The 24,735-nt window shown below is 73.7% G+C and carries 24 protein-coding genes, 1 pseudogene and 1 other annotated feature; of the genes and pseudogenes, 5 read left to right on the plus strand and 20 right to left on the minus strand.

Annotation, left to right across the window (positions count from 1 at the left end):
- Positions 1 to 26 precede the first annotated feature (26 nt).
- On the plus strand, positions 27 to 1,337 hold the full coding sequence (locus ACWIYF_RS17260; protein WP_448624060.1) for a M24 family metallopeptidase: 1,311 nt from the start codon (positions 27 to 29) through the stop codon (positions 1,335 to 1,337).
- Between the two features lie 16 nt (positions 1,338 to 1,353).
- On the opposite strand, the gene ACWIYF_RS17265 is transcribed toward ACWIYF_RS17260, so the two are convergent.
- The 5 genes from ACWIYF_RS17265 to ACWIYF_RS17285 are packed head-to-tail and all read right to left on the minus strand — an operon-like array spanning position 1,354 to position 3,872.
- Positions 1,354 to 1,785, minus strand: coding sequence for a ChaB family protein (locus ACWIYF_RS17265; protein ID WP_448624061.1), 432 nt, complete (start codon positions 1,783 to 1,785; stop codon positions 1,354 to 1,356).
- A gap of 48 nt (positions 1,786 to 1,833) precedes the next feature.
- On the minus strand, positions 1,834 to 2,241 hold the full coding sequence (locus ACWIYF_RS17270) for an acyl-CoA thioesterase (RefSeq protein WP_448628764.1): 408 nt from the start codon (positions 2,239 to 2,241) through the stop codon (positions 1,834 to 1,836).
- Positions 2,238 to 2,468 (minus strand): hypothetical protein, encoded by a 231-nt coding sequence (locus tag ACWIYF_RS17275; RefSeq protein ID WP_448624062.1) that lies wholly within the window; start codon positions 2,466 to 2,468, stop codon positions 2,238 to 2,240. Before ACWIYF_RS17275 ends, ACWIYF_RS17270 begins: the two co-directional genes overlap by 4 nt.
- 10 nt (positions 2,469 to 2,478) lie before the next feature.
- Positions 2,479 to 2,736, minus strand: coding sequence for a DUF2795 domain-containing protein (locus ACWIYF_RS17280; protein ID WP_448624063.1), 258 nt, complete (start codon positions 2,734 to 2,736; stop codon positions 2,479 to 2,481).
- Positions 2,733 to 3,872, minus strand: coding sequence for a baeRF2 domain-containing protein (locus ACWIYF_RS17285; protein WP_448624064.1), 1,140 nt, complete (start codon positions 3,870 to 3,872; stop codon positions 2,733 to 2,735). Before ACWIYF_RS17285 ends, ACWIYF_RS17280 begins: the two co-directional genes overlap by 4 nt.
- Before the next feature lie 142 nt (positions 3,873 to 4,014).
- On the opposite strand from ACWIYF_RS17285, the gene ACWIYF_RS17290 reads away from it, so the two are divergent.
- Positions 4,015 to 4,362: a hypothetical protein gene (locus ACWIYF_RS17290; protein ID WP_448624065.1), complete on the plus strand. Its 348-nt coding sequence runs from the start codon at positions 4,015 to 4,017 to the stop codon at positions 4,360 to 4,362.
- A 69-nt stretch (positions 4,363 to 4,431) separates the two neighbouring features.
- Here ACWIYF_RS17290 and ACWIYF_RS17295 read toward each other — a convergent pair whose 3' ends face one another.
- The 9 genes from ACWIYF_RS17295 to ACWIYF_RS17335 all read right to left on the minus strand — a co-directional run bounded on the left by ACWIYF_RS17295 (position 4,432) and on the right by ACWIYF_RS17335 (position 12,100).
- Positions 4,432 to 5,334 carry a type II secretion system F family protein gene (locus tag ACWIYF_RS17295; protein ID WP_448624066.1) on the minus strand — a complete coding sequence of 301 codons (903 nt, stop codon included), beginning with the start codon at positions 5,332 to 5,334 and terminating at the stop codon, positions 4,432 to 4,434.
- Positions 5,334 to 6,269 (minus strand): type II secretion system F family protein, encoded by a 936-nt coding sequence (locus tag ACWIYF_RS17300; RefSeq protein ID WP_448624067.1) that lies wholly within the window; start codon positions 6,267 to 6,269, stop codon positions 5,334 to 5,336. Before ACWIYF_RS17300 ends, ACWIYF_RS17295 begins: the two co-directional genes overlap by 1 nt.
- Positions 6,269 to 7,675, minus strand: coding sequence for a CpaF family protein (locus ACWIYF_RS17305; protein ID WP_448624068.1), 1,407 nt, complete (start codon positions 7,673 to 7,675; stop codon positions 6,269 to 6,271). Before ACWIYF_RS17305 ends, ACWIYF_RS17300 begins: the two co-directional genes overlap by 1 nt.
- A complete protein-coding gene (locus ACWIYF_RS17310; RefSeq protein WP_448624069.1) occupies positions 7,672 to 8,862 on the minus strand; it encodes an AAA family ATPase in 1,191 nt (396 codons plus the stop codon). Before ACWIYF_RS17310 ends, ACWIYF_RS17305 begins: the two co-directional genes overlap by 4 nt.
- Entirely contained in the window at positions 8,859 to 9,590 is a 732-nt protein-coding gene (gene cpaB, locus ACWIYF_RS17315) for a Flp pilus assembly protein CpaB (RefSeq protein WP_448624070.1), read from the minus strand. Before cpaB ends, ACWIYF_RS17310 begins: the two co-directional genes overlap by 4 nt.
- A gap of 7 nt (positions 9,591 to 9,597) precedes the next feature.
- Positions 9,598 to 10,557: a pilus assembly protein TadG-related protein gene (locus ACWIYF_RS17320; protein WP_448624071.1), complete on the minus strand. Its 960-nt coding sequence runs from the start codon at positions 10,555 to 10,557 to the stop codon at positions 9,598 to 9,600.
- Positions 10,545 to 10,940, minus strand: coding sequence for a TadE/TadG family type IV pilus assembly protein (locus ACWIYF_RS17325; RefSeq protein WP_448624072.1), 396 nt, complete (start codon positions 10,938 to 10,940; stop codon positions 10,545 to 10,547). The genes ACWIYF_RS17320 and ACWIYF_RS17325 overlap by 13 nt, the downstream gene beginning before the upstream one ends.
- A gap of 95 nt (positions 10,941 to 11,035) precedes the next feature.
- The gene (locus ACWIYF_RS17330) at positions 11,036 to 11,263 is read right to left on the minus strand and encodes a Flp family type IVb pilin (protein WP_448624073.1); all 228 of its coding nucleotides are present in this window, start codon (positions 11,261 to 11,263) and stop codon (positions 11,036 to 11,038) included.
- 174 nt (positions 11,264 to 11,437) lie between these two features.
- Entirely contained in the window at positions 11,438 to 12,100 is a 663-nt protein-coding gene (locus tag ACWIYF_RS17335) for a prepilin peptidase (RefSeq protein ID WP_448624074.1), read from the minus strand.
- Positions 12,101 to 12,148: 48 nt separating this feature from the next.
- Between ACWIYF_RS17335 and ACWIYF_RS17340 the strand changes: the two genes are divergently transcribed.
- Both ACWIYF_RS17340 and ACWIYF_RS17345 read left to right on the plus strand, forming a co-directional pair.
- A complete protein-coding gene (locus ACWIYF_RS17340) occupies positions 12,149 to 13,465 on the plus strand; it encodes an APC family permease (RefSeq protein ID WP_448624075.1) in 1,317 nt (438 codons plus the stop codon).
- On the plus strand, positions 13,462 to 13,692 hold the full coding sequence (locus ACWIYF_RS17345) for a hypothetical protein (RefSeq protein WP_448624076.1): 231 nt from the start codon (positions 13,462 to 13,464) through the stop codon (positions 13,690 to 13,692). The genes ACWIYF_RS17340 and ACWIYF_RS17345 overlap by 4 nt, the downstream gene beginning before the upstream one ends.
- Positions 13,693 to 13,694: 2 nt before the next feature.
- Here ACWIYF_RS17345 and ACWIYF_RS17350 read toward each other — a convergent pair whose 3' ends face one another.
- The 5 genes from ACWIYF_RS17350 to ACWIYF_RS17370 all read right to left on the minus strand — a co-directional run bounded on the left by ACWIYF_RS17350 (position 13,695) and on the right by ACWIYF_RS17370 (position 20,771).
- Positions 13,695 to 14,372: a hypothetical protein gene (locus ACWIYF_RS17350; RefSeq protein ID WP_448624077.1), complete on the minus strand. Its 678-nt coding sequence runs from the start codon at positions 14,370 to 14,372 to the stop codon at positions 13,695 to 13,697.
- Positions 14,369 to 17,920: a PKD domain-containing protein gene (locus tag ACWIYF_RS17355; RefSeq protein WP_448624078.1), complete on the minus strand. Its 3,552-nt coding sequence runs from the start codon at positions 17,918 to 17,920 to the stop codon at positions 14,369 to 14,371. Before ACWIYF_RS17355 ends, ACWIYF_RS17350 begins: the two co-directional genes overlap by 4 nt.
- A 180-nt stretch (positions 17,921 to 18,100) precedes the next feature.
- Positions 18,101 to 18,895 (minus strand): alpha/beta fold hydrolase, encoded by a 795-nt coding sequence (locus ACWIYF_RS17360; RefSeq protein WP_448624079.1) that lies wholly within the window; start codon positions 18,893 to 18,895, stop codon positions 18,101 to 18,103.
- Positions 18,896 to 19,187: 292 nt separating this feature from the next.
- Positions 19,188 to 20,051, minus strand: coding sequence for a sensor domain-containing diguanylate cyclase (locus ACWIYF_RS17365; RefSeq protein WP_448624080.1), 864 nt, complete (start codon positions 20,049 to 20,051; stop codon positions 19,188 to 19,190).
- A 153-nt stretch (positions 20,052 to 20,204) separates the two neighbouring features.
- Positions 20,205 to 20,771: a dihydrofolate reductase family protein gene (locus ACWIYF_RS17370; RefSeq protein ID WP_448624081.1), complete on the minus strand. Its 567-nt coding sequence runs from the start codon at positions 20,769 to 20,771 to the stop codon at positions 20,205 to 20,207.
- A 494-nt stretch (positions 20,772 to 21,265) separates the two neighbouring features.
- On the opposite strand from ACWIYF_RS17370, the pseudogene ACWIYF_RS17375 reads away from it, so the two are divergent.
- A pseudogene (locus ACWIYF_RS17375) lies at positions 21,266 to 22,523 on the plus strand (IS3 family transposase).
- Positions 21,551 to 21,679 (plus strand) — a sequence feature (AL1L pseudoknot). It overlaps the preceding pseudogene by 129 nt.
- A 1,103-nt stretch (positions 22,524 to 23,626) precedes the next feature.
- Here ACWIYF_RS17375 and ACWIYF_RS17380 read toward each other — a convergent pair.
- A complete protein-coding gene (locus ACWIYF_RS17380; RefSeq protein WP_448624082.1) occupies positions 23,627 to 24,145 on the minus strand; it encodes a hemerythrin domain-containing protein in 519 nt (172 codons plus the stop codon).
- Positions 24,146 to 24,735: the final 590 nt, after the last annotated feature.

The raw sequence follows: 24,735 nt of genomic DNA on the forward strand, positions 1-24,735 counted from the left end.
CGCCGGTTCTCTGCTTCGCTGTCGGCATGACCCTCGTCGTGCCCGACCCGACGCGCACGGTGCCCCTGCCGCTGCGCGAGCAGGCCGACGTCCGCGACCGCTGGCTCACCCAGCGGCTGCTCGACCTGCTGCCCGCGCTGATGGACCGCGCGGGCATCGACCTGTGGCTGGTGATCGGGCGCGAGTACAACGAGGACCCGGTGCTGGCCACGCTGCTCCCGGCGACCTGGCTCTCGGCACGGCGCCGCACGATCCTGGCCCTGCAGCGCAGCGACGACGGCGTCACCGCCGCGGCGGTCTCGCGCTACCCGGTCGGGCAGTTCCTCGCGGCGTGGTCGCCGGACGAGCACGCCGGAGTCCCTGCGGAGGAGTCGCAGTGGGCGGAGGTCCGGCGGATCGTGGAGCAGGCCCGGCCGCGGCGGATCGGCATCGACGTCTCGGCCGACGTCGCGCTCGCCGACGGGCTCTCGCACACCGAGCACCGGCAGCTCACCGAGGCGCTGGGCCCCTATGCCGACCGGCTGGTCTCCGCGGAGGAACTGGCGGTCGGGTGGCTGGAGACCCGGCTGCCCGAGGAGATCGCCGTCCTGCACGCGCTCAACCGGCTCGCGCACCAGGTCATCGCCGAGGCCTACTCCCCCGCTGCGATCACCGTCGGCGTCACGACCGCGCTCGACGTCGCCTGGTGGATCCGGCAGCGCTTCGCCGACCTGGGCGTCGGCGTGTGGTTCCAGCCGACCGTCGGCCTGCAGCGCGCCGGCGTGCCGCTGGTCGAGGAGCGGGGGACGACGCTGCCCGCCGTCCCCTACGACGCCGTCATCGAGCCCGGCGACCTCGTGCACTGCGACATCGGGCTGTCCAGCCTCGGGCTGACCACCGACACCCAGCGCAACGGCTACGTCCTCCGCCCCGGCGAGACCGCAGCGCCGGCCGGGCTGCGGGCGGCGATGGCCGCGGGCAACCGGATGCAGGACCTGACGACGGCGGAGCTGCGGATCGGGCGCACCGGCAACGAGGTGCTGGCCGCCGCCCGCGCGGCCGCGGCGGCCGAGGGCCTCGACGGCGACGTCTACTCGCACCCGGTCGGCTACCACGGGCACGGCGCCGGCCCGGCGATCGGGCTGTGGGACCAGCAGGACGGCGTCCCGGGCACCGGCGAGCGCCGGCTGCGCCCCGACACCGCCTACGCGCTCGAGCTCTGCGTGCGCGTGACGGTGCCCGAGTGGGGCGGCCAGACGGTGCGGATGGCGCTGGAGCAGGGCATCGCCCTCACCGACCGCGGGGTCGAGTACCTCGACGGCCGGCAGACCGAGCTGATCCTCATCCCCGGCGCCTGAGCAGCCGGGGACGGCCTCACTTCTTCTTGCGGGCGTCCGCGGTCTTCTTGTCGTTCGCCTTCTGGATGGCGTCGACGAGCTCCTTCTTCTTCATCTTCGTCCGGCCGGATATCGACAGCCGCTTGGCGACGTCGAGCAGGTGCTCCTTGGACGCGTTGGCGTCCACGCCGCCCTTGGTCCTCTTCCCGGTGTTCCGGCCGCCGGCGGCCTGGGCGTCGGACGGGCCCTTCTTGCCACCGGCCTTCTTCTCCCAGTGGTCGCCGACCTTCTCGAAGCTGTGCTTGACCGCCGCCCACGCGACCTGGGTGGCGCGCCGCTCGTCGCCGTACTCGTCGACGGCGGAGTCGTGCGCCTTGGCGAAGGTCCGCTGCGCCTTGGCCGGCGAACGGCGCAGGGTGCTGGGCAGCTCGCTCTTCTTCGCCGTGCCGTTCTTCGTGGTCTTCGGCATGACCGCTCCCTTCGTGATCACGAGCGGCCTACCCGCGGCCTGCCGCGGTCATTCCTGCAGGTAGCGCGCCCAGAAGGCGCGTTCCTCGTCGGTCAGCGCGCGGGAGGTGTCGGTCGTGATGTCGAAGACGACGAGGACGGCGTCCAGCCGGATCGCCACCTGGCCGTCCTGCACCAGTTCCTGGCGCATGGTGAAGGACTTCGTGCCGAGGCGGGTGATCCAGCTGGACACGCACAGCCGCTCGCCGGCGCGGTAGTACAGCTGGCGCAGGTAGTCGACCTCGAGCCGAGCCAGGATGACGTCCGGCTGCCGCCCGGGGGCGGCCGCCGGGGCCTCACCGGCCAGCGCCAGGCGGGCGTCCTCTAACAGGCTCAGCGCCCGGGCGTGGTTGACGTGCCCGTAGGAGTCCGGGTCCGACCAGCGCAGCTGGACCGGGTGCTCGTGCCGCGAGCTCAGGGCTGGTCCGCCGTCTCCGCCGACTGCCGGTGCGCGCCCTGGGCGTCGTCCGGGTCGGGGTGCACGGTCCGCTCCTCGGACTCGGCGAGGATCACCTCGGCGGCGACCTCCTCCATCCCGCTGCCCTGGAGGTCCTTCTCCTCCGGGAGCAGCTGGGCGCGGGTCTCGATGTTCTCCTCGGTGACGTTGGCCAGGGCCTCGGGGCTCGGCTCCTTCTGCGTGGTCATGCGGGCCTCCTCAGAAGCGCTGCTGCTCGGTGCCCAGGCCGAGGGCCCGGGCGACGTCCTGCACGTTCTCGAACTGCCGGCCCTCGGGGAGCCGGCGCAGGTCGGCGAGTACGCCGTCGGGCGCGTTGTTCTCGGTGGCCCGCCCGATGAGCTCGTCGCGGGCCGCCGGCCACACCTCCTTGCCGAGGTGCTCGGCCAGCGCCGCGCGGCGGTCGAGGTCGGCCTGGCCGGTGCCCGGCGCGGTGGCCGGCTGGTGCGGGTCGCTCATGCGTTGCCCCCACCCGGGGTCGAGGCGTCGGTGTACCGCAGGACGGCCGCCACCGGGATGTCCCCGGGCAGCGCCGACCGCGGGACGACGACGACGCCGGCCTTGGTCGCCACCGCCGCGGCGAGCAGCGCACGCTCGGCCGGCACCGAGTGGGTCTCCTGGGAGCCGAGCGCCTGCAGGTCGGCCTGGTCGACGCCGAGCTCGAGCGGCGACCCGCCGACGAAGAGCTTCTCGTCGTCCTGCGGGGAGCCGAGGACGAGGGTCTCGACCTGGTTCTTCCGCAGCGCCTCGACCACCAGCGCCGTCCCGGTGACCGAGAGGCCGTGCGCCGAGGCCGCCTCGATCTGCTCGACCGCCCGGGCCTGCTCGTGTGCCTCGTGCTCGGCGAGCAGCTCGGCCGCGCGCCGGTCGATCGGCTCGCGGTCGGCACCGGCCGCGCGGCCGCCCTCGTCGAGGGTCACGACCTGGTCCTTCCACAGCTCACTGGCGTTGTCCAGGAGGTGCTGGCGGGCCCGGACGTCGCCGGCGACCAGCACGAACTTCACGCCGCCGAGCCGCCGGACGTAGGAGGTGATGTGCGCGGCGACCTGCTCGGCGTTCCGGTCCCACGCCTCCTCGGCGCTGTTCTGCCAGTGGTCGTGCGCCCAGCCGCCGACCTTGACCTTCTGGATGTGGAAGGTCTCGCCGTCGACCTGCTCCTCGACGGGCTCTCCGCCGAGACCCGACACGGTGATGTCGGCGCCCACCCGGTCCAGGACGACGACGATGTGCGGGATGCGGCCCGGCAGCTGGCTCAGCACCGACAGCAGGTCCGGCTGCGGCGACCACTCGGCGACCTCCTGCCGCGGCTGGTCGACCAGCGCCTCGTCGAGCAGGACCGACCCGTCGGAGGCGACGACGACGGCCCGGCCGCGCAGGGTGCCGGCCACGCCGCCCTCGTTGCCCTCCAGCAGCCGGCCGCGCACCGCCTCCACGACCGCCTCCGGCGCGCCCTGCTCGGTCAGCTTCTCGGCGACCGCCCGGACGCGGAGGTCCAGCTCGGTGTCGGCGTTCTCGCTCGTGTGCGTCACGTCGGCGCACACGGTGGCGTAGGGCCCGGGGCTGCTGAAGACGGTCTCCAGGAACGACACGTCCATGAGGGGGGACAACTCCTCGGATCGGTTCGGGGGGCGACTTCGCGGGGCGCGCACCGGCACACCCCGTCGGACTCGCCGCCTACCCACCGATCGCCCCCTCACACGCCGTGTCGGATCCCGGGGGCAGGGGTAGGCGGTCGGCATGACCGAGCACGACACGCTGCCCTTGCCCGACTACGACCACCTGCCGCTCGGCGGGCTGACGTCGCGCATCCGCACGCTGGACGAGGCGGGCGTGCAGACCCTGCTGGAGTACGAGCGGGCGCACGGCAACCGGCTGCCCGTCGTCGAGGTGCTGCGGCACCGGCTCGAGGCGCTGCAGAACGGCGCGCAGCCCTCCGGCGGCGACCCCGCGGCCGACTTCACGTCCGAGGCGCCCGAGCCCGCGGCCGGCGGGTCGAAGGTGTCCGAGGCGACCAGCGGCCCCGCGATGAACCCGCCGTCCCACGGCGACCCGACCAACCCCGCCCAGCCCCGCCCGACCGGCTGAGCCCCCGTCGAGATCGGCGATCTCGCCCGCTTCGGCGGCCGGAAGCGGGGGAGATCGCCGATGTCGGCGTCACTGACCGCTGAAGGCGTCGACGATGTCCATGGCCGCGGGCCCGAGCAGCACGATGAACAGCGTCGGCAGGATGCAGAGGATCAGCGGGAAGATCACCTTGACCGGGATCTGCATCGCCTTCTCCTCCGCCCGCTGCCGGCGCTTGAGTCGCATCTCCGCGGCCTGGGTGCGCAGCACGTCGGCGATGGAGATGCCGTAGGCGTCGGCCTGGACGACGGCGCGGATGAACCGGCGCAGGTCCGGGACGCCGGTGCGCTCGGCCAGCGCCAGGTAGGCCTCCCGCCGGGGCTGGCCGACGGCGATGTCCTGCAGCGTGCGGACCAGCTCCTCGGCCAGCGCGCCCTTGCCGTTCTGCCCGGCCCGGGCCATCGCGGCCTCGAAGCCCAGCCCGGCCTCGACCGCGATCGTCATCTGGTCGAGGGTGTCGGCCAGCTCGAGCGCGATGGCCTGCTGGCGCTCCTGTCCCCGGCTGTAGAGGAGCAGCTCCGGGACGACGTAGGCGACGCCGGCGACGGCGATCATGGCCAGCGCCAGCAGCAGGCCGGGCCGGGCCGAGACGAGCAGCAGCCCGAGCGCGCCGGCGACCGCGGCCAGGACGATCTTGGCGGCGACGACCCGGCCGAGCGGCCACGCGGCGGGCCGGCCGGCGGTGCCGAGCAGCCGGTTGATCCGGTCGACCGTGCCCGCGGGCGTCAGGGCGCGGGCCAGGCCGGCGAGGGCGCCGGGCCCGGTGCGGGCGGGCGCGCCGGCGGCGCCCGCGGGGTCCAGCCCGCGGACCAGGTTGTCCCGGGCCTGGACGGCGGCCCGGCCGGGGCGGGTGAACAGCGCCCAGCCGAACAGCGGCAGGGCGAGGGCCACGGCGCCGGCCGCGGCGAGCACGGAGGGAGGCAGGCTGCTCATCAGAACCGGATGCTCACCATCTTCTTCAGCCAGAACCCGCCGACCACGAGCAGCAGCCCGGCGAGCGCCAGCATCCCGTAGCCGACCACGCTCTCGGTGAACCCGGCGAGGTAGCCGGGGTTGGTCGCCCCGATGAACCCGCCGATGCCGAACGGCAGCGCCATCAGCACGACCGCCGACAGCTTGCCCTCGGCCGAGAGCGCCTTGACCTGGCGGCGGATGGCGTTGCGCTCCCGGATGGTGTGGCCGACCGCGTCCAGCACCTCGGCCAGGTTGCCGCCGACCTCGCGGTGGATCGCGATCGCCTGCGCCACCCAGGTGAAGTCGTCGCTGCCCATGCGGGCGGCCACCTCGTCGAGGGCCGCGTTGAGGTCCCGGCCCACCCGCGTCTCCACGACGATCCGGGTGAACTCCTCCGAGGTCGGGGCGGCCGCCTCCTGCGCGACGGAGTCGACCGCGCGGAGCAGGCTGTGCCCGGCGCGCAGGCTGCTGGCCATGAGCTGCAGCGAGTCGTCGAGCTGGTCGGCGAAGGCCGCCTGCCGCCGTCCCGCCTTGACCGACAGCAGCAGCTTGGCGCCCAGCGGCGTCAGGACGGCGAGCAGCAGGCCCAGCAGGACACCACCCAGCAGCGTGCCGAGGGTGCCGGCGACCAGGGTGGCCAGCCCGACGGCGAGCACGAAGTCCGGCAGCGACGTGCCGATGCCGGCCCGCTCCAGCGCGGCGGTGCCGGAGGCGAGGCGGCCGCGCTTGGTCAGCGCCTTCTCCACCGCGGCGCCGGCCGCCGCGCCGGCGCCGGCGAGCGCCGAGGGCGGCGGGGCGACCGAGGGGTCCAGGCGCGCCAGCGGCACCTTCGCCGGCGCCGGGAGCACGACGAGGGTGAGCAGCAGCAGCGCGCCGAGCACGGCGGCCAGGCCGACGACCAGCAGTGCCGTCATCAGGCCCAGCCCCGGGCCCGCGGCGGCTCGGCGGCGCCGAACACGCGCGGCGAGAGCTGGATGCCGAGCTCGGCGAACCGGTCGGTGAACCGCGGCCGCACCCCGGTGGGCACCGGCTTGCCGAGGAACCGGCCCGCGGGGTCCACGCCGGCGGAGTAGTCGAAGAGGAAGGCGTCCTGCAGGGTGACCGTCTCCCCCTCCATGCCCTGCACCTCGGTCACGTGGGTGACCCGCCGGGTGCCGTCGCGCAGCCGGGTCAGCTGGACGACGACGTCGACGGCCGAGGCGATCTGCTCGCGGATGGCGCGCAGCGGCAGGTCCATGCCGGCCATCAGGACCAGCGTCTCCAGCCGCGCGATCGCGTCGCGCGGCGAGTTGGCGTGCACCGTCGACAGCGACCCGTCGTGGCCGGTGTTCATCGCCTGGAGCATGTCCAGCGACTCCCCGCCGCGGCACTCGCCGACGACGATCCGGTCCGGCCGCATCCGCAGCGAGTTGCGGACCAGGTCGCGGATGGTCACCGCGCCCCTGCCCTCGATGTTCGGCGGCCGCGACTCCAGGCGGACGACGTGCTCCTGCTGCAGCTGCAGCTCGACGGCGTCCTCGATGGTGACGATCCGCTCGCCGTCGGGGATGAACGACGAGAGCACGTTGAGCAGCGTCGTCTTCCCCGTGCCGGTGCCGCCGGAGACGATCACGTTGAGCCGCGCCTCGACGCAGGCGCGCAGCAGCTCGGCCATCTCCGGCGAGAGGGTGCCGAAGTTCAGCAGGTCCTCGACCGTGAACGGGTCCTTCGAGAACTTGCGGATGGTCAGCGTCGACCCGCTGAACGCCAGCGGCGGGATGATCGCGTTGACGCGGGAGCCGTCGGTCAGGCGGGCGTCGACCAGCGGGGAGGACTCGTCGATCCGCCGTCCGACCCGGGAGACGATCCGGTCGATGACCCGGCGCAGGTGCTCCTCGCCGGTGAAGCGGACGCCGGTGCGCACCAGCTTGCCGCCCTGCTCGACGTAGACCATGTCGGGGCCGTTGACCATGATCTCGGTGACCGTCGGGTCGTCGAGCAGCCGCTGCAGCGGGCCCAGGCCGAGGACGTCGTCGGCGAGCTCGGCGGTGAGCCGCTGCCGTTCCTCGCCGGACAGCGGGACCTTCTCCTCCTCGACCACGGCGTCGAGCTCGGCGAGCACCAGCGCGCGCAGCTGCTCCTCGGCCAGCGTCGGGTCGGAGAGCCGGCTGCCCATCCGCTCGAACAGCGCCTTGCCCACGCGGTCCTTGAGCCGGGTGAGCGCGTCGATGGGCGGCGGCGGGGGTGGAACGGCGACGGCGGGGCGCGGCGGGGGCACGGCCGCTGTGACGGGCTGGGAGGGACCGCCGCGGGCGGCCTCGAGCCGGGAGGCGAGGTTCACGACGCCGCCCGGTGCTTGGCGCGGTAGCGGCTCGGCTTCATGATCGGCGTCGCCGAGAAGCGGGCGACCAGCCGCTTGAGCTCCTTGGCCAGCGGGTCCTTCTTGCCGCCCTCCAGCAGCGGGACGCCGCGGTTGGTGGAGGCGGGGGCCGCCTTCGAGCGGGGCAGGACGACATCGACGCCGGTGCCGATCGTCGTCTCGACGTCGCGGACGGACAGCCCGCCCTTCGGGTCGGCGAAGTTCATGACCACGTGCCGGCCGGCCGGGATCATGCACAGCTCGCGCAGCACGTCGAGCTCCTTGCGCAGCCCGCGGACGGCGGGGACGTCCATGCTGGTCAGCATCACCACGTCGGTGGCGCGGTCCAGCGCGGCCAGCGTCTGCTCCGACAGGCCGGGTGCGGTGTCGACGACGACGTAGCGGAACTCGCGGGCGAGGGCGGCCAGCAGCCGGGTCACGTCCTCGCCGGTCACGGTGTCGCCCGCGGCCGGCGACTCGGCGCCGCAGACCGCGTAGAGGCCGCTCGGGTGCTGGGTGAGGAAGGTCTTGAGGACCATGGTGTCCTCGCTGGCCGGCCCGCGGACGACGTCGGGCAGGCTGTACTCGGGCACCAGCCCCAGCGCCGACGCGACGTCCCCGAACTGCACGTCGAGGTCGACCAGCACCGTCGACTGCGGCGCGGCCTTGGTCAGCCCGATCGCCAGGTTGGTCGACACCGTCGTCTTGCCCACGCCGCCCTTCGGCGAGGCGACCGTGAGGACCCGGCCGGTGTAACGGGCGGTCTCGGTCACCGGGCGGAGCACCCGGCGCCGGCCGGTGGCGGCCGCGGCCGCGCGCTCGATGGCGCCGCGCAACGCGGCGACGTCGACGTCCGGGGGCACCAGGTCGCGGATGCCCGAGCGCATCGCCGCCTGCCACAGCTCCGGCAGGGGCTCGGTCAGCAGGACGACGCTGATGCCCGGCGCCTGCGCGTCCAGCCGGGCGGCGAGGGACAGCGCCTCGGCCGGCTGGGCGCCGGGTCCGATCACCAGCACGTCGGGCAGCTCGCCGTCGACGAGCTGCTCGAACAGCCGCGCCGGGTCGCCCGGCAGCCGCCCGGGCGGCAGCACGGACAGGTCGCCGTCCGTGGCCTCCTTCACGCGCAGGACGAGGTCCTCCCCCGCCGCCGCGAGCACGACGCGACTCACTGGTACACCTCCGTGTAGACGTTGCCGGGGGAAATGACGGTGGTGCCGCTGGTGTCGGCGCCGTCGGGCTCGAGGGAGAGCCAGACGGTCCCGTGCTCCATGCCGAACACGATCGGCTCGGCCTCCTCGGCGGTGACCGCGAACGTGATCATCAGGCTCTGCGACGGCGGCGCCGACGCGCCGGAGTCCTCGCTCGCGGCGGTCTCGGTCACCGCGGCGGCCGGCGCGCCCTGCACCTGGGTGACCAGCACGCCGTGCAGCACGGCATGCGTCGACCCCTCGATCGAGACGTAGACGCCGACGGTGTCCCCGGCCGCCAGCCGTCCGCCGACGGCGCGCTGCGGCTCGAGGAGCACGCTGAGCTCCTGGTCGCCCGGCGGCACGTCGACCGTGCCGGCGGCACGCAGCTCGTCCGGTGCCGCGAACCGGGCCGCGAGCAGCGGCTCGCCGGGCTGGAGGTCGACGGTGGCGACCAGCCCGGCGAGCTCCGCCAGGTCGGTGACGGAGCCGGGGGCCACGGCCTTCGCCGGCAGCAGCTCGGCGCGGACCAGGTCGGCGAGCTGGTCACCGGGCGTGCCGGCCGGCACGGCCTGGTCGACCACCAGGACGGACACGGTCTGCACGCCGGCCAGGGCGCGCGCGTCCGCCCCGCGGACGTAGGCCACCAGGACCACGGTGCCCACGAGGGCGAGCACGAGCGCCGCCAGCGCGGCCAGGATGCGTCTCACGGAGGGCCTACCTGATCAGTCGGAGGATGGAGGCCCCGAGGTCGGGACCGTCGTCGGTGTAGGTGAAGCGGTCGGACAGGTCGACGAAGCGGGTGAAGTAGCCGCTGATGCACCGGTCGTTGCCGCCGCAGGGGGCCGGGCTGGTCTTGTACTGACCGCCCAGCGAGTAGCCGGTGATCTTGAAGGCGGCGTACCCGAAGACCCGGTACCAGGCGTTGTTGCCGGTGGCGCCGGCCAGGTCGAACAGCGGGAGCAGCACGGTGCGGCCCACCCACGCCGAGAAGTCCGCCGTCGAGCAGTCGGAGGGCACGCTGTTGCCGGTCTTCGACGTCATCCGGTTGTCGAGGGCGCTGGTTGCCTGGCACCGGCCGGGGTCGGTGTCGATGTAGGCGAATCCACCGGGGACGACCAGGTCGGACGGTCCCGTGCAGCCGACCGTGTTCGAGGTCTTGGTGAAGTAGATGGTGTGCACTGTCGTCGAGGACGGCAGCCCGCCGTGGGTCTGCTGCTCGAACTCGCACCAGGAGAAGGTGACCGGCAGCACCGCGGTCCCGGCGCCGGGCGCGCCCCAGGCCACCGTCGCGGTCGCCGACACCTGGGTCGACTCGACGCCGATCACGGGAGCGAACCAGTGCTCGGTGGGCTTGCCGCCGGTCACGGTGACGCTCATCGGGGAGTTCGAGAGCACCGGCGGCGCGGTGCTCACGTCGGGGTCGTTGGCCGCGACCAGCGCCGAGGCCGTCGCGAGCATGTCCCCGCAGTTGCCGCGGGCGCAGTCCTGGGCCACGGCCAGGGCAGCGGCGTCGGCGGCCACCTGCAGGCGGGCCCGCTCGGCGTAGACGGCGCCGATGTCCACCGCGATCGCCGTGAAGCCCAGCATGGGCACGAGCAGCAGCGCCACGAGGACGGCGGAGGCGCCATGCTCCTCGGCCAGGCGGGCGCGCAGCCGGCGGGTCAGCCGTTGCATCGCATGACCCCCGTGCCGGTCAGCTGGACGCCCGAGCCGAAGAAGTCGGTGAAGAACGGGTGGCGGTAGGTGATGGTCACCCGCACCGAGGCCCCGGGGGTGTAGACGAGCGGGCAGGACGCCGGCGAGATGGCGATCTGCGCGTCGGTCAGCGCGGGGTCGAGCGACGAGGCGACCGAGCGCACCATGGCCCGGGTCTTGGCCTGGTCGTTCTGCAGCGCCATCGTGCGCACGCCCTCGCGGGCGGCCGCCGACAGCGTGCTCTGCACCTGGAAGGCGCGGCCGAACTCGGCGATGCCGATCACGAGGACGATCAGCAGCGGCACGATGAGGGCGAACTCCACCGCGCTGGCGCCGCGTTGCTCCCGCAGTCGCTGCCACATGGTCGTCCTCCCTCCTCGAGTCCTCGGTGCCGTGTCCGGATGCGCCTCGGCGCAGCGGCCCTCCGGGGGAAGGGCCGCTGCGCCGATGAGGAAGGTCAGCCGGCGGCCGGGGCCGGGGTGGAACCGCTGGGCAGCTTGGTGCCGATCAGCTCGAACAGGCCGTTGAGCTTGTTGCCGAGGATCACGACGGCGGCGATGATCACGACGGCGATCAGCCCGACCATCAGGCCGTACTCGACGGCGGTGGCGCCCTTCTCCTCGCGCTTCAGCCGGTCCTGGGCGAAGGCGGCGAGGGTGACGAAGGTGGCGTAGGCCTTGTGCATGCGGTGCTCCCTGGGGGTGGCGGCCGGCCAGGCCGGGTCGGGTGACCCGTCGTCGCGGCTCGGGAGGGGACGTCGGCCCGGTTCGCGCCGAACTGAAACTTCTTCAGCCGTGCGCGGGACCTCCGCCACACGATCGGGTAGCCGGTCGGAGGCCGCGGTGACGCTGGGTGACCGCTATCCCGCGAAGGTCGTCCAGCCGAGGGCCAGCCCGGCGCCGATCAGCATCGCGGGTCCGAACGGCAGTTCGCCGCGCAGCGCGACGCGTCGGGTGGCCAGCAGCACCAGCGCCAGCAGCGCCTGGACGACGAAGCCGGCCGCGCCCCCCAGCGCGACCGCCTCCCACCCCAGCCAGCCCAGGTACAGCCCGAGCAGCGCGGCCAGCTTCACGTCGCCCATCGCCAGCCCGCTCGGCGCGATCAGCGCCAGGAAGAGGAAGACGGCGAAGAGGACGACGGCGCCGAGGACGGCGCGCAGCAGCGACGGCCACTCCCCCTCCGCCGCGGCGGCGCCGGCCAGCAGCACCAGCCCCGCGACGCCCGCCGGCAGCAGCACCCGGTTCGGCAGCAGCCGGTGCCGCAGGTCGAGGACGGCGAGCAGCACCCCGACGGCGGCGAGCAGCAGGAAGGCCGGCAGCTCCCAGACCAGACCAAGGCACAGCGTCACCAGGCCGAGGACCAGCCCGGTGGCGAGCTCCACCCACGGCGGCCGGACGGCGGGCTCGGCGAGACGCCGCTCCTCCCACGGGAAGGCGCCCGCGGCCCGGTTGACGACCGCGCCGACGCCGAGGCCGAGCACACCGACGGCGATCGCCAGCAGCACGGTCGCCGTCGTGAACACGATGGCCACCCTCGCACAGGGACCGCACGCCACCCGGGAGGCCGATCGGTGAGCACCGGCCCGCAGCTGGACCGCCGGCTGGGCACCGCCGACGCGGTGCTCATCGGGCTGGGCTCGATGCTCGGCGCCGGCGTCTTCGCCGCCTTCGCGCCGGCCGCCCGCACCGCGGGGACCTGGCTGCTCGCCGGGCTGGCCCTCGCCGCGGCGGTCGCCTACTGCAACGCGACCTCCTCGGCGCAGCTGGCCGCGCAGTACCCGACCTCCGGCGGCACCTACGTCTACGGCCGCGAGAGGCTCGGCCCGTGGTGGGGATTCCTCGCCGGCTGGGGGTTCGTCGTCGGCAAGACGGCGAGCTGCGCGGCGATGGCGCTCACCTTCGCCGCCTACGCCGTCCCGGCGCAGTGGCAGCGGCCGGCCGCGGTGGCGGCGGTGCTGGTACTGACGGCGGTCAACTACCGCGGCATCACGCGCACGGCGCGGCTGACCCGCGTGCTGGTCACCGTCGTCCTGCTGGCCCTGGCCGTGGTCGTGGCGGCGAGCCTCGCAGGCGGCGAGGGCCTCGGCCGGCTCACCGCCTGGGCGCCGCCGCCCGACGGCTGGTACGGCGTGCTGCAGTCGGCCGGGCTGCTGTTCTTCGCCTTCGCCGGCTACGCGCGGATCGCGACGATGGGCGAGGAGGTCAGGGACCCGGCACGGACCATCCCCCGCGCCGTCCCGCTCGCCCTCGGCCTGGCGGTGGCGGTGTACGCGGTCGTCGCCGTCACCGCGCTCGCCGTCATCGGGCCGGAGGGGCTGGCGGGGGCCCGGGCACCGCTGGCGGCCGCGGTCGGGGACTCCGGCTGGGCCGTGCCGGTCGTGCGGATCGGGGCCGCCGCGGCGGCGCTGGGGGCGCTGCTCGCGCTCGTCGCGGGTGTCGGCCGCACCGCGCTGGCCATGGCCCGCGAGGGCGACCTGCCGCGCGCACTGGCCGCGGTCCACCCGCGGTTCCGCGTGCCGCACCGCGCCGAGCTCGCCCTGGCCGTCGCCGTCTGCGCCCTGGTGCTCACCGTCGACGTCCGGGGCGCGATCGGCTTCTCGTCGTTCGGCGTGCTGCTCTACTACTTCGTCGCCAACGTCGCGGCGTTCACCCAGCCCCCCGACCGGCGGCGCTGGCCGCGCGCACTGCAGGTGGCCGGGGCGACCGGGTGCCTGGTGCTGGTCGCCACCCTGCCCTGGCCGGCCGTCGTCGCCGGGCTGGCCGTCTTCGCCGCCGGCGCCGGGTACCGGCTGATCCGGCTGCGGCTCGGCCGCGCCAAAGCCCGCCGGAGCGGTTACCGTCCGCCGCACAGCGGCCAGCGGGAGCCGCGGGAGGGCGGGCGAGCATGAGCGTCGACGTGGACCTGAACGGGCTGCCGAACCCGGGCGGCTCCACCACCTTCTCCGATGCCGACCTCCCGGCCGGCACCTACTGCTTCCACGTCGGCGCCGGCGGCCAGCTGATCATCCTGGTCGACGAGCGCGGGGAGAGCCGCGTCGACCGGGTCTACAGCCCGTCGGCCTGGCACAGCGTGCGCGGCGACGTCTGGCGCAAGGGCCTGCTGCTGCAGGGCTGACCTCAGCGCGCCGGGACCGCTCCCCTGAAGACGGCGGGGAACCGGTAGCCGTCGACGTCCACCGACAGCACCACGTCGCCCAGCCGGTCGGCGGGGATGGCGAAGGAGTAGACCGCGGTCGCGCTCGCCCCGGGCGCCAGCGTGCCGCCGAAGTCGGCACTCTGCGCGTCGTAGATCGGGCTGGCCTGCGCCGGCGGCGCCCCGTAGGTGGCCTGCACGACGACGGTGTTGAGGTCCAGCGGCCGGCCGGTGTCGTTGGTCAGCTCCAGGGTGACGACGGTCTGCGGCTGCCCGGTCCGCTCCCCCGGGCCGGTGCCGGTGGTGACCTGCTGGTGCGCCTCGGTCACCCGGATCGTCGCGCCGTCGGACCAGGACGCCGGCGCCGCGAAGTCGGCCGTGGTGACCTGGACGGTCCGCGCGGACGCGGGGACGCCGTCGCGGGCGACCACCGACGCCGCCGGCTCCTCCGTCGCCGGGGACGGCGAGGCGGTCGGGCCGTCCTCGGCCTCCTGGGCCGTGGGGGCGGCGGGCGCGGAGGTCGACCCGGCCGCCGCACCCGGGGCGCCGTCCCCGTCCCCGCGGAGCCCGAGGAACGCGACCACGCCGGCGACCAGCACGAGCGCGAGGGCGGGGAGGACCCGCCGGAGCAGCAGGCTCCGCCGGGCCGGGGCCGGCGTCACGCGACCGGCCCGGCGCTGAAGGCCGTGAACCGGACGGCGGTGGCCGCAGTGGCGCTGGACGTCCGGTAGGCGGCCAGGCCGACGGCGCCCGCGGCCTGCAGGACGGCGGTGGTGTCGGTCCGGCTCAGCTGCCAGGTCGCCGGCTCGGCAGTCCCCGCCCACACCCGCGCCAGGACCTGCGTGGTTCCGGTGCCCGACACGCGGACCCGCACGTTGAGGCTGCCGCCCGCCTGGTACCGCAGACCGGTCACGGTCACCTCACCGTTCGGCCAGGCCTCGGTCGTGCCGGTCAGCCGCGACAGCGCGAGGTAGACCTGTCCGTCCGGCGCCACTCGGAGGCGCACCCGGTACTCGCCCTGGCCGGCGACGCGCCGGCCCGTCACGTAGACGTAGGTGCCGCCGCCGGTCGGCATCGAGCTCAGCGAGAACGAGGCGGTGATGTCCGCGCTGGTCCGGGCCACCCCGCCGAGGTAGGCGGCGGTGTTGTTGCCCGCCGCAGGCAGGTTCAGCACGCCGGCGCCCGGGGTCACCGACAGCCGGGCGGCCCCGGCCGAGGCCGTCCAGGCGCCACCGACGTCCGCCGTCCCCCAGCTCCCGGCGGGCACGGTCCGCGCGAAGCCGTCCTGGGCGAACGGCGCCACCCCGGGGGCGGTCACCGTGACCGTGCGGGTCGCGGTCCCGGTGGCGTCGGCGCTGTCGCGCACGGTCAGCGTGACCGTGTAGGTGCCCGACACGGCGTAGCTGTGCGTCGCGGTGGCGCCGCTGCCCGCGGCGGTGCCGTCCCCCCAGTTCCACGAGTAGGAGGCGATCGGCCCCTGCGCGTCGGTGGACGCCGAGCCGTCCACCGCCACCTGCAGGCCCGTCGGCGTCGCGGTGAACGAGGCGGTCGGCGGGGTGTTCGCCGGGCCGGTGACGGTCACCGTCCGCGACGTCGTCGCGGTCGCGCCGCCGTCGTCGGTCACCGTGAGCGTGACCGGGTAGCTGCCGGGGGCGGCGTAGGCGTGCGTCGCCGTGGCGCCGTTGCCGGCCGGGGTGTTGTCGCCCCAGTTCCACGAGTACGCGGCGATCGTGCCCGGCGCGGTGTCGGTGGAGCCGGAGCCGTCCACCGAGACGGTCAGCTCGTCGACGGTGCTGGTGAACGACGCGGTCGGCGACGGGTTCGTCGTCGTCCCGGTGGCGGTCGAGTAGTGGCCGGCCACCTGCGCCGCGGTGAGCGCGGCCGGGTAGATCGCGACCTCGTCGAGCGAGCCGTTGAGGTAGGCGGCGGCCGGCCGGTTGGTCAGCGCGGTCGTCGTCCCGCCGCCGACCACCCACCACCCGGTGAACTGGGTGTTGACGCGGGTCAGGGTCGGGATGTTGGCCACCTGCGCGCCGTCGACGTACAGGGTGGTGCCGCCGGGGTTGGCGGTGGACGCCACCACGTGGTGCCACCGGCCGTCGTTGACCGCCGCCGGGCTCTGGATCGTCGTGTAGGTGAGGACGTTGTTCTGCGTCCGGGAGTAGCCGAACGAGACGCGGCCCTGGGCGTCGACGTAGAGCGTCCGGTCGGTGGTGCCGCCCGCCCCGGAGGCGGAGTTGCCGTACTGGGCGATGATGCCGCCGGCCGTCGACGTCGTCCGGACCCAGGCCTCGACGCTCAGCGACGCACGGGTCTGGACGAACTGGGGCACCTGCTGGCTCGTGACCGCCCGGCCGGTGCTCGTGCCGTGGCCGGTGATCGCGCCGTTGCCCGTGACGGCACCGGCGGTCGTGCGGCCGATGCCGGCACCAGCGGTCAGGTTGAAGTTGCTCGCCGAGTCGACGATCGCCGTGCCGGAGGTCTCACCCATCCGCCAGAACGCGGCCGGGGCGTCGGCCAGGACGGCGATGGCGTAGGGCTGCGCCTGCGACGCCACGGTGACCGTCGGGCTGGTGGTGCTGGTGACGGTGTTGCCGAACGGGTCGGACACCCGCACCGAGTAGCTGGCCGTGCTGCCGGCCGGGCGCGTCTCGGTGAAGGTCAGGTTCTGCCGCTTCCACCAGTCGGACGTGACCGTGGTCGTGTGGATCGGGGTCGCGGTGCCGGTGCGGTACAGCGCGTAGGTCAGGGTCTGGTTGTCCATGTCCCAGGACGACGGCCACGTGACGGTCACCTCCCCCGGCGCGTTGGATACGGCCGCCGGCTGCATCCGGGCCGCGGTCAGCTCGGGACCGCGGCGGTTAGGCGCGATCGCCGTCGTCGCGACGCGGACCAGGCCCTGCTGCCGCGCGCCGTTGACGGTCGGGAACTCGCCGCCGAGCACCATGTAGTTGCTGTTGCCGGTGAGCGTCCAGGCAGCCTGCGACTGGCCGGTGTAGGTGCCGGCCGCGAGGGTCGGGAAGAAGGTGAGCACCGACGGGCACGGCCGCCCGGCCCAGCTGGTGTAGCGCGGGGTCTGGGTGGTGGCCTTCAACGTGCAGGTCGGGGCCACGGTGTTGGCGATGACGCGCTGCCACGTCGTCGGCACCGGGTTGGGGTAGCTGCCCGACGTCTCGCAGTCGTGCTGGTGCCCGGCGGTGTAGACGACGCCGCCGGTGGTGAACGTGTCGTACGGGTCGCCGTGGCAGTCGTTCATCCACACCAGGTCGAGGGTGTTGGCGTCGAGCGCGACGGTGCCCTCGATGTTGCCGACCATGAAGCCGTACAGGGTCACGTAGATGGTGGTGCCGGCGGCGCGCAGGCTGTGGGCGCCGCCCGCGTCGCCGCTGTTGGTGATCCCGAGGTCCCAGGTGCGCATGTCGGTGCCGGCGGTGTTCACCGAGGCCACGGCGACCGCGGCCGCCCCGTTCACCTGGGAGAACTGCCCGCCCAGGACGACCCGCGTGCCGTCCGGGCTGAGCGCGATGCCGCGGACGGTGTGGTTGGCCGTCGGCGCCCAGGTGGTGACGGCCCCGTTGGCGGCGTTGAACGCGGCCAGCCGGGTCCGGCTCTTCCCGCCGGCGGTGAAGAACATGCCGCCGGCGTAGACGGTGCTGTTGGTGGCCGCGAGGCTGTGGACCGCGCCGCTCACGTTCGGCGCGAACGTGGAGAGCAGGGCGCCGGTGGCCGTGCTGAAGGCGGCGACGTGCCCGCGGGCGATGCCGTCGACGGTGGTGAAGTCGCCGCCCACGTAGATGCGGGTGCCGTCCGGGGAGGCGGTGATGGTCCGGCCCTGGCCGTTGAGGGCGTGGTTGAACGAGGTCATCACGCCGGTGGTCAGATTGAACGCGAGCAGGTTCGCCCGGGCCGTCTCGTTGACGCCCGCCGCCGCACCGGCCGGGCGGGCCCGCGTGAAGCTGCCGGTGGCGTAGACCGTGTTGCCGACCGTGGTCATGGCCCAGACCACGCCGTTGACCTGGACGGTGCCCAGGCCGTCGGCGGCGAAGGTCGCGGGGACGCCGGCGTCCGGCCGGGTGTCGGCCGAGGCGGCGCCCGGGACGGCGAGGCCGAGGACGAGGAGCCCCAGGGCCAGCAGGACGGCGACGGGTGCCGAAGCGGCGCGCCGCCGTCGATAGCGGGCGCGCCGCGGCGCCGCGTCGGCCTGTGCCATGGTGGAACCCCCGTGAACCGCGATCAGCCTGGTGGCGCGCGGTCCCCCTGCCGGCGACATGACCGTGCGGTCGTCCCCCGACACCGGCGCTGACACCCGCTAGAGACCACGGTTGATTGCGGAGAGTCAACATCGCCTCGCGCGGTGTCGCCCGATCGTGCGGGTGCCGCGCGAGTTCCCCTACGCGCGGTAGAACTCGGCCAGCGCCGGCGCGAGGACGTCCGGCGGCACCTCGTGGAAGCCGCCGGGCAGGCGCACCCACCGGCCGTCGGGCACGGCGGCGGCGACCTCCTCCACCGTTCGGGACATCCAGGGCACCGCCGTCCCCTCGCTGGTCACGCCGAGCACCGGGACGCGGACCTCCGCCAGCAGGTCGACGGGCAGGGACTGCTCGTCGCCGCCCATGGCGTGCGCGTCGTGGACGAGGGTCGGAGCGAGGGCCTCCAGGCCCGGCCACATCGGCGTCGTCTTGAACGACGCGACCATCTCGGCGGGCAGGCCGATGACCCGGGTCTGGAAGTACTCGACCAGGCCGGAGCGGTCGCCCCGGTCGATGTAGCTCTGCAGCGTGCCGACGTAGTTCTCCGGCGCCGGCGGCGCGCCCTCGATGCGGTACGGCGGCTCGAGCACCGAGGCGCGGCTGATCGGGACGCCGGCGGCGACCGCCCGCAGCAGCAGCGCCCCGCCGGAGGAGACCCCGTGCGCGAAGACGGGCGCGCCGGGCTGGACTGCGTCGACCACGGCGGTGAGGTCCTCGAACTCCCGCTCGAGGGCATAGGGCGCGGTGTCGCCGCTGTCCCCGCGGCCGCGGCGGTCGTAGGACACCGCGCGCAGGCCGTGGTCGGCCAGCGCCCGCCCGAGCTCTGCCCAGGTGTTCCGGTCGTTGAACGCCCCGCCGACGATCACCACGGCCGGGCCGTCCCCCCACACGTCGTAGGCGATCGTCGTCCCGTCCGCCGAGGTGGTCTTCTCCACGTCGTCCTCCCTGCGCTCGATGGCTGCTACCGGGGAGGACCGGGCGGGAGGGCAGGACTCATCGGCTCCGGCGCGGCCGCTTCGGACCGTGCGGCTCGGCGAACGCGGGCAGCAGGTCGGCCACGGTCAGCAGCGCGAGGAACAGGGCGAAGAGCACGAATGCGACGGTCATGGTGCACACCTCCTGGGCTACCGGCCCGACGGTCCCCGCCGCGCCTGGGGGCGCGCTGTGCGCCTGCTGCGCGGAGACCGTGAGCCGCGACCAGGATTCGTCGCTGCGTCCCGGATCGGATCAGCGCCGGGCGCGTCTGCGGTGCTTGATCCGGTACATGGCGGAGTCCGCATGGGTCAGGACGTCGTCCGGGTCCTCACCGGGGTGGCCGACGGCGGCGCCGATGCTGACGCGGAGGTCGATCGGGCCGGCCGCCGTGGGCAGCGGCTCGTGCAGGCGGGCGGCGACGCGTTGGACCAGTGCGGCGAGCGAGGCCTCGTCACCGGCGGGACAGACGACGACGAACTCGTCCCCACCGATCCGGGCCACGGTGTCGGTGGGCCGGGCGGTGTCCCGCAGCCGGTGGGCCACCTCGACCAGCAGGCGGTCGCCGACCGTGTGCCCGTACGCGTCGTTGACCAGCTTGAAGTCGTCGAGGTCGCAGAACAGCACGGCGCAGCCCTCTCCCCGTTCCGGGTGCAGATGGCGGTTGAGCGCCTCGAACAGGCCGGCACGGTTGCGGGCTCCGGTCAGCGGGTCGACGGTGCTGCGCTGGTGGACCTCCGTGACGTCGATCGCCACGCAGGCGATGGCCGCCGGCCGGCCGTCCAGGTCGGGCAGCACGCTGTTGTGCATCACGACCCGACGGCGGGCGCCGTCGGCATCGAGCCAGTCGGCCTCGATCGCGAACGCGGCCGCCGTGCTCATCGCCGTCCGAACCGCCTCCTGGGCGGGCGCGACGTCCTCGGGCACGACGTACACGTCCCAGAAGAAGCGACCGGTCAGTTCGGCGGCGGTCAGACCCGTGAAGGCCTCCACCGCCGGGTTCACCAGCTGGATGCGCCCGGCGCCGTCGACGACGATGACCATCGCCGCCGTGGAGGTGACGAAGGCCTGGGTGAGGTCCCCCGTCGAGGACTCCAGCGGCGCGACGGACCACACCATCGACGACCTCGCTGTGCTCTCGTGCTCTCGGACCGGTGCGTCCCGATTCCCGATCGACCGGCACGACAAACTCCCGCGCGGAGCACCAGGTCGCCCGGGCAGCCCCGGCCGGGCCGCCGTCGTCGCGACCTGGCACAACCGCGCCACCGACTACTAGGGCCGGCGGACGGCGTAGCGCAGCCGAACGACACCGTTGCCGAACCGCCGGTTGTCCACCAGCTCCAGGTCGGTCGGGTGGTCGGCGGTCTCGAACAGCCGTCGACCGCGGCCGACGACGACCGGGCTGATGTAGAGCCGGTACTCGTCGACCAGGTCCAGTCGGCGGAAGGTCTCGACCAGGTCGACCCCGCCGAGCGTCATGTCCCCGCCGGGCTGCAGCTTCAGGGCGCGGATCTCATCGGGGTCCACCTCTGCCCGCAGCGAGGCGTTGTGGCCGACCTCCTGCAGAGTGCGGGAGAACACGATCTTCGGTACCGCCCGCCAGATGCCGGCGAACTCGCGCATGGTCGGCGGGTGGTCCGGATTCTGGTCGGCGGTCGGCCAGACCGCTTCCATGAGCTCGTAGTTGACCCGACCCTCGATGAAGGCGCTCATGGTCGCGAGCTGCTCGTTGAAGTGCGCGTGCAGTTCCTCGTCGACGAGGTGCCAGCTCAGGTCGTGGTCCGGGCCCTCGAAGTAGCCGTCCAGCGACAGCATCATCTGCACGACGATCTTCCGCATGCGGCCTCCTGGTCGACTCGGTCCGGGAACTCGGACCCGCCGACGCGGACGATCTCATCGGTCCGGCCGGTCTTCGCTCGGCACGGCCGGTAGAGGGTGCGCCTGCTGAGGGGATTGCCTCAGGCCATGTGGGCGACGGACGAGTCGGCCTGTACGCCGGGAAATGTGGAGGGCCCATCGACTACTGTTGGGAGCCGATGAATGTGGCTCTTGAGCTGCGCTTCTAGCGTTGGCGACCGTTAGCCGTGTGTGGCCGTTTTCGGACAAGTTGCGGACTCTGTGCGGACTGAGAGCGCCCGCCAGTAGGTCAGCGGACGCGGTGTGATCTTGGCCGGGTGGTCCAGCGGCGGGCGGGTGTGGACCTCGCCGCCCTGACGGCTGCCTGGCCGTTGCTCGCGGCTGCCCGCAGCGGTGATGGCCACCCGGTGCTTGTGCTGCAGGGGTGAACCGCCCCGGGATTGATGGAGGCTTCCAACCACCGAAGGATGGAAGCCATGGCGGCACCGAGGAAGTACCCCGACGAGCTGCGGGAGCGGGCGATGCGCTTCGCGCTCGACCTGGTGGAGGGGCCGGAGAAGCTGAGCGTCAACGCCGCCTGCAAGCGGGTCGGTGAACGGCTGGGAATCGTGCCGGACTCGCTGCGCAACTGGGTGCAGCAGGCCCCGCATCCACGCCGGCGGCGCACCGGGTCTGATGACCGACGAGCGGGCACGGCTGGCCGAGCTGGAGCGGGAGAACCGTGAGCTGCGCCGGGCGAACGCGATCCTCAGGAGCGCGTCGGCTTTCTTCGCGGCCGAGCTCGACCGGCCGTCCCAGCGCTGATCGACTTCATCGACCAGCACCGTCAGGAGTTCGGAGTCGAGCCGATCTGCCGCGCGCTCACCGAGGCGGGCGCCAAGATCGCTCCGAGCACCTACTACGCCGCCCGGACCCGCTCACCGTCGGCCCGGGCCGTGGCCGATGAGCAGCTCAAGGCCGAGATCGTCCGGGTGCACGAGGCCAACCTGGGCGTCTACGGCGCCCGCAAGGTCTGGCGGGCGCTGAACCGGGAGGGCATCCCGGTCGCCCGCTGCCAGGTGGAGCGGCTGATGCGCGAGCTGGGGCTGGCCGGCGCGGTCCGCGGCAAGGTCAAGCGCACCACCGTGCCCGCCGATGCGGCCGCCCGCCCCGGCGATCTGGTCGACCGGGCCTTCAGCGCCCCGGCGCCCAAACCGGCTGTGGGTGGCCGACCTGACCTACGTCGCCACCTGGTCGGGGTTCGTCTACGTCGCCTTCGTCATGGACGTCTACAGCCGGCGGATCGTCGGCTGGCGGGCGTCGACCAGCCTGCGCACGGATCTGGCCCTGGACGCTCTCGAGCAGGGCCCGTGGACCCGAGCCCGCGACGCTCGCGACGTGACCGGCCTGGTGCACCACTCCGACCGCGGGGTGCAGTAGCTGGCCATCCGCTACACCGAGCGACTCGACGCCGCCGGCGCTGTTCGCTCGGTGGGCAGCAAGGGCGACTCCTATGACAACGCCGCCGCCGAGTCCCTCATCGGCCTCTTCAAGACCGAGCTGATCCGCCGCCGCGGCCGCTGGCGCGGCCTCGACGACGTCGAGCTGGCCACGCTGGAGTACGTCGACTGGTTCACCCATCGCCGGCTGCACGGCGCCTGCGGCGACATCCCACCGGTCGAGTTCGAGGACGACTACTACCGTTCGATCGCCGGCCTCACCGAGGGTATCCCGGCAGAACCAAGCCTCCACTGAACCCGGGGCGGTTCAGGGGCTGATGACCGGCGACCCCGCCACCCTGCTGCTCCGGACCCGCGCTGCGCGCCCTCGGGCACAACGTGTCCAGCTGGAGTTGGGCATCAACCGGGGCCCGACCGGCCGCGTCGTCGACACGTTGTACGCACAATCGTCGACACGTTGTACGCACAACTGGAGCGGTTGCGCCGAGCCTCGAGACGGCGGGTCAGCCTGGTGGGCTGGAGTCTCGGCGGGCTCTACGCGCAGGACCTGGCCAGAGCCGCGCCGGGCAGCGTCCGGGGACTGGTCACCCTCGGCACGCCGGTGGTGCGATCGGTGCCGGGGGTCCGCACGGCGTCGGGGATCGTCGAGGCGGCACGCGCCTTCTCCGGGGGGCGGCGGCGCTGCCCCGGCCCTGGGCCGAGCGCGGCTCCCTGCGCGTGCCCGCGACGTCGGTCTACACGCGGGCCGACGGTGCATTGGTCTTCATGTCGGCACGAGCTCCGCGCTCGGTAAGTACGCGGCAGCCACCTCGGCCTCGCCTACAACCCGGCGGTCCTGTGGCTGCTGGCCGACCGGCTGGGAACGGCCGAGAGCGCCTGGACACCATTCCGCCCCCCGCCCGGACTGAGCCTGCTCTTCCCCCGCCGTCGATGTCACCGGCAGGCCCACCCAGGTCGTCGCCAGGTGGGCCGCTTGGGGCACCGGCGCCGGACCTGATGCCGACATAACCCCCAGCCGTCGGCCGTGAGTCCGCGGCCAATCACGACAGTCCATCTGCGCAGGGTCAAGCGGCATACGCAACGGCGGCGAACCGCAGCCAACCGCCCCGGACAGGGCGCAATGGTGGTCAAGCATCGCCGGCCCGACCTGCAGGATGCGTCCTCTCCTCCGCCCGAGCTTCCGTTGCCGAGCGTGACGACGTCTCAGAGGTCTACACGTGCCCGCCTGCGGAGTCCTGGACATCGTCCGCGAAGGCACCCGCGCGAAGTCGCGCTGCTGGCGACCGGACGAGACCCATTTGGAGTGCCCCTTCAGCTGATTTCTCGTGGACGTCCTCCCGATTTCAGACACCTGCCCGCTGACAGCTGCGCCGACCGCGCGCCCATGGGGCCGCGTCCTCAGAGGGACGGCTCCCCCTCCGGTACCTCGGTCGCCACCACCTCGGATACCTCTGCGTCCTCACCGGACAGCCCGTCGCCCTGCTCGTGATCGTCGTGGAAGGCCAGCCAACGCATCCCGAGAGCCTCCCGCTGTTCCTCGTCGACGGACTCCTTGAACGGTGGAAAGAAGTCCACCTCCTCTTCGGTCATGTGGTCGGCGTTGACCTGCCGCGTGGTGTGCACCGCCTCCCACCAACCCTCGCTGCCGACCTGCTGCTGCACGACGGCGGCCGCGGCGTGCCGGATCTCGTTGTGGTCGTGCACGCCCTCCGCCGTCTCCTGCTCGCCACCCGCCTCCTGGGCGAGCAGTGGGTAGAACAGCTGCTCCTCGGCGACGGCGTGCACCTCGAGCTTGGCGTGCAGCGCCTCCCACGCCGCGGCGAGCTCATGGTCGGGCAAGGTCTCGAGCGCGGCGAAATCCCGCCGGAAGACCTCGTGCTCGGCCAGTACCAGGGCGGTGATCTCGAAGTCGGACATGACAGACCCCTACCCGCGTCCGGTCACCGGTTCACCGCCGACCAGCTCCGCTTGACACGACATCCGACCCACCCAGACTGCTGCCCCGCCAGCGACGGCGAATTGCAGCACATGGCCGGCCCGCACACTGCCGGCCGTCATGATCGCGTTCATGGCGGTTCGCGGCCGTTCCGGAAGCCGCTTGACGTGCCGTTGCCCCCGACAGACAACCTTGGGCGCACAAGCGCGAACCTCGCCAACTGCAATCGACAGTGCAACCACGTCGCCGCAGCCCGGCTCGGTGAAGCCCATCCGCCGCTTGGGCCCGTGTGGCTGCAGGACATGAAGTCGAAACTGACGCGCTCGCCGGCCGACAGCACTGCCAGGACCCCCGACTCGTACGCCGCGAACGGGGCTCGGGCGCTCAGGACGTTGGTGCCATCCCTGAGTCCGGCTGTTCCCGCGGCGGGCGAGCCGGAGCCGCTGGCGCCTGGCCGGCGGTCTCGCCGGCATCCAACCTTCCGCGCACCAGTCCTCCCACCGGCGGGCACCGGCGAGGGAAAGCGTCACGGGGCACCTCGGCTCCGTTCGCAATTTCGTCATGAAAGGCC

It is taken from the genome of Geodermatophilus sp. URMC 64 (assembly GCF_053502555.1).

Bases quoted from the DNA above. Each gene is read 5' to 3' on its own strand.
- ACWIYF_RS17260 (WP_448624060.1), top strand. From the start codon at position 27: ATGACCCTCGTCGTGCCCGACCCGACGCGCACGGTGCCCCTGCCGCTG.
- ACWIYF_RS17325 (WP_448624072.1), bottom strand. From the start codon at position 10,940: ATGTGGCAGCGACTGCGGGAGCAACGCGGCGCCAGCGCGGTGGAGTTC.
- ACWIYF_RS17380 (WP_448624082.1), bottom strand. From the start codon at position 24,145: ATGTCCGACTTCGAGATCACCGCCCTGGTACTGGCCGAGCACGAGGTC.
- ACWIYF_RS17280 (WP_448624063.1), bottom strand. From the start codon at position 2,736: ATGAGCGACCCGCACCAGCCGGCCACCGCGCCGGGCACCGGCCAGGCC.
- ACWIYF_RS17285 (WP_448624064.1), bottom strand. From the start codon at position 3,872: ATGGACGTGTCGTTCCTGGAGACCGTCTTCAGCAGCCCCGGGCCCTAC.
- ACWIYF_RS17275 (WP_448624062.1), bottom strand. From the start codon at position 2,468: ATGACCACGCAGAAGGAGCCGAGCCCCGAGGCCCTGGCCAACGTCACC.
- ACWIYF_RS17265 (WP_448624061.1), bottom strand. From the start codon at position 1,785: ATGCCGAAGACCACGAAGAACGGCACGGCGAAGAAGAGCGAGCTGCCC.
- ACWIYF_RS17320 (WP_448624071.1), bottom strand. From the start codon at position 10,557: ATGCAACGGCTGACCCGCCGGCTGCGCGCCCGCCTGGCCGAGGAGCAT.
- ACWIYF_RS17345 (WP_448624076.1), top strand. From the start codon at position 13,462: ATGAGCGTCGACGTGGACCTGAACGGGCTGCCGAACCCGGGCGGCTCC.
- ACWIYF_RS17355 (WP_448624078.1), bottom strand. From the start codon at position 17,920: ATGGCACAGGCCGACGCGGCGCCGCGGCGCGCCCGCTATCGACGGCGG.
- ACWIYF_RS17290 (WP_448624065.1), top strand. From the start codon at position 4,015: ATGACCGAGCACGACACGCTGCCCTTGCCCGACTACGACCACCTGCCG.
- ACWIYF_RS17300 (WP_448624067.1), bottom strand. From the start codon at position 6,269: ATGACGGCACTGCTGGTCGTCGGCCTGGCCGCCGTGCTCGGCGCGCTG.
- ACWIYF_RS17370 (WP_448624081.1), bottom strand. From the start codon at position 20,771: ATGCGGAAGATCGTCGTGCAGATGATGCTGTCGCTGGACGGCTACTTC.
- ACWIYF_RS17330 (WP_448624073.1), bottom strand. From the start codon at position 11,263: ATGCACAAGGCCTACGCCACCTTCGTCACCCTCGCCGCCTTCGCCCAG.
- ACWIYF_RS17365 (WP_448624080.1), bottom strand. From the start codon at position 20,051: ATGGTGTGGTCCGTCGCGCCGCTGGAGTCCTCGACGGGGGACCTCACC.
- ACWIYF_RS17295 (WP_448624066.1), bottom strand. From the start codon at position 5,334: ATGAGCAGCCTGCCTCCCTCCGTGCTCGCCGCGGCCGGCGCCGTGGCC.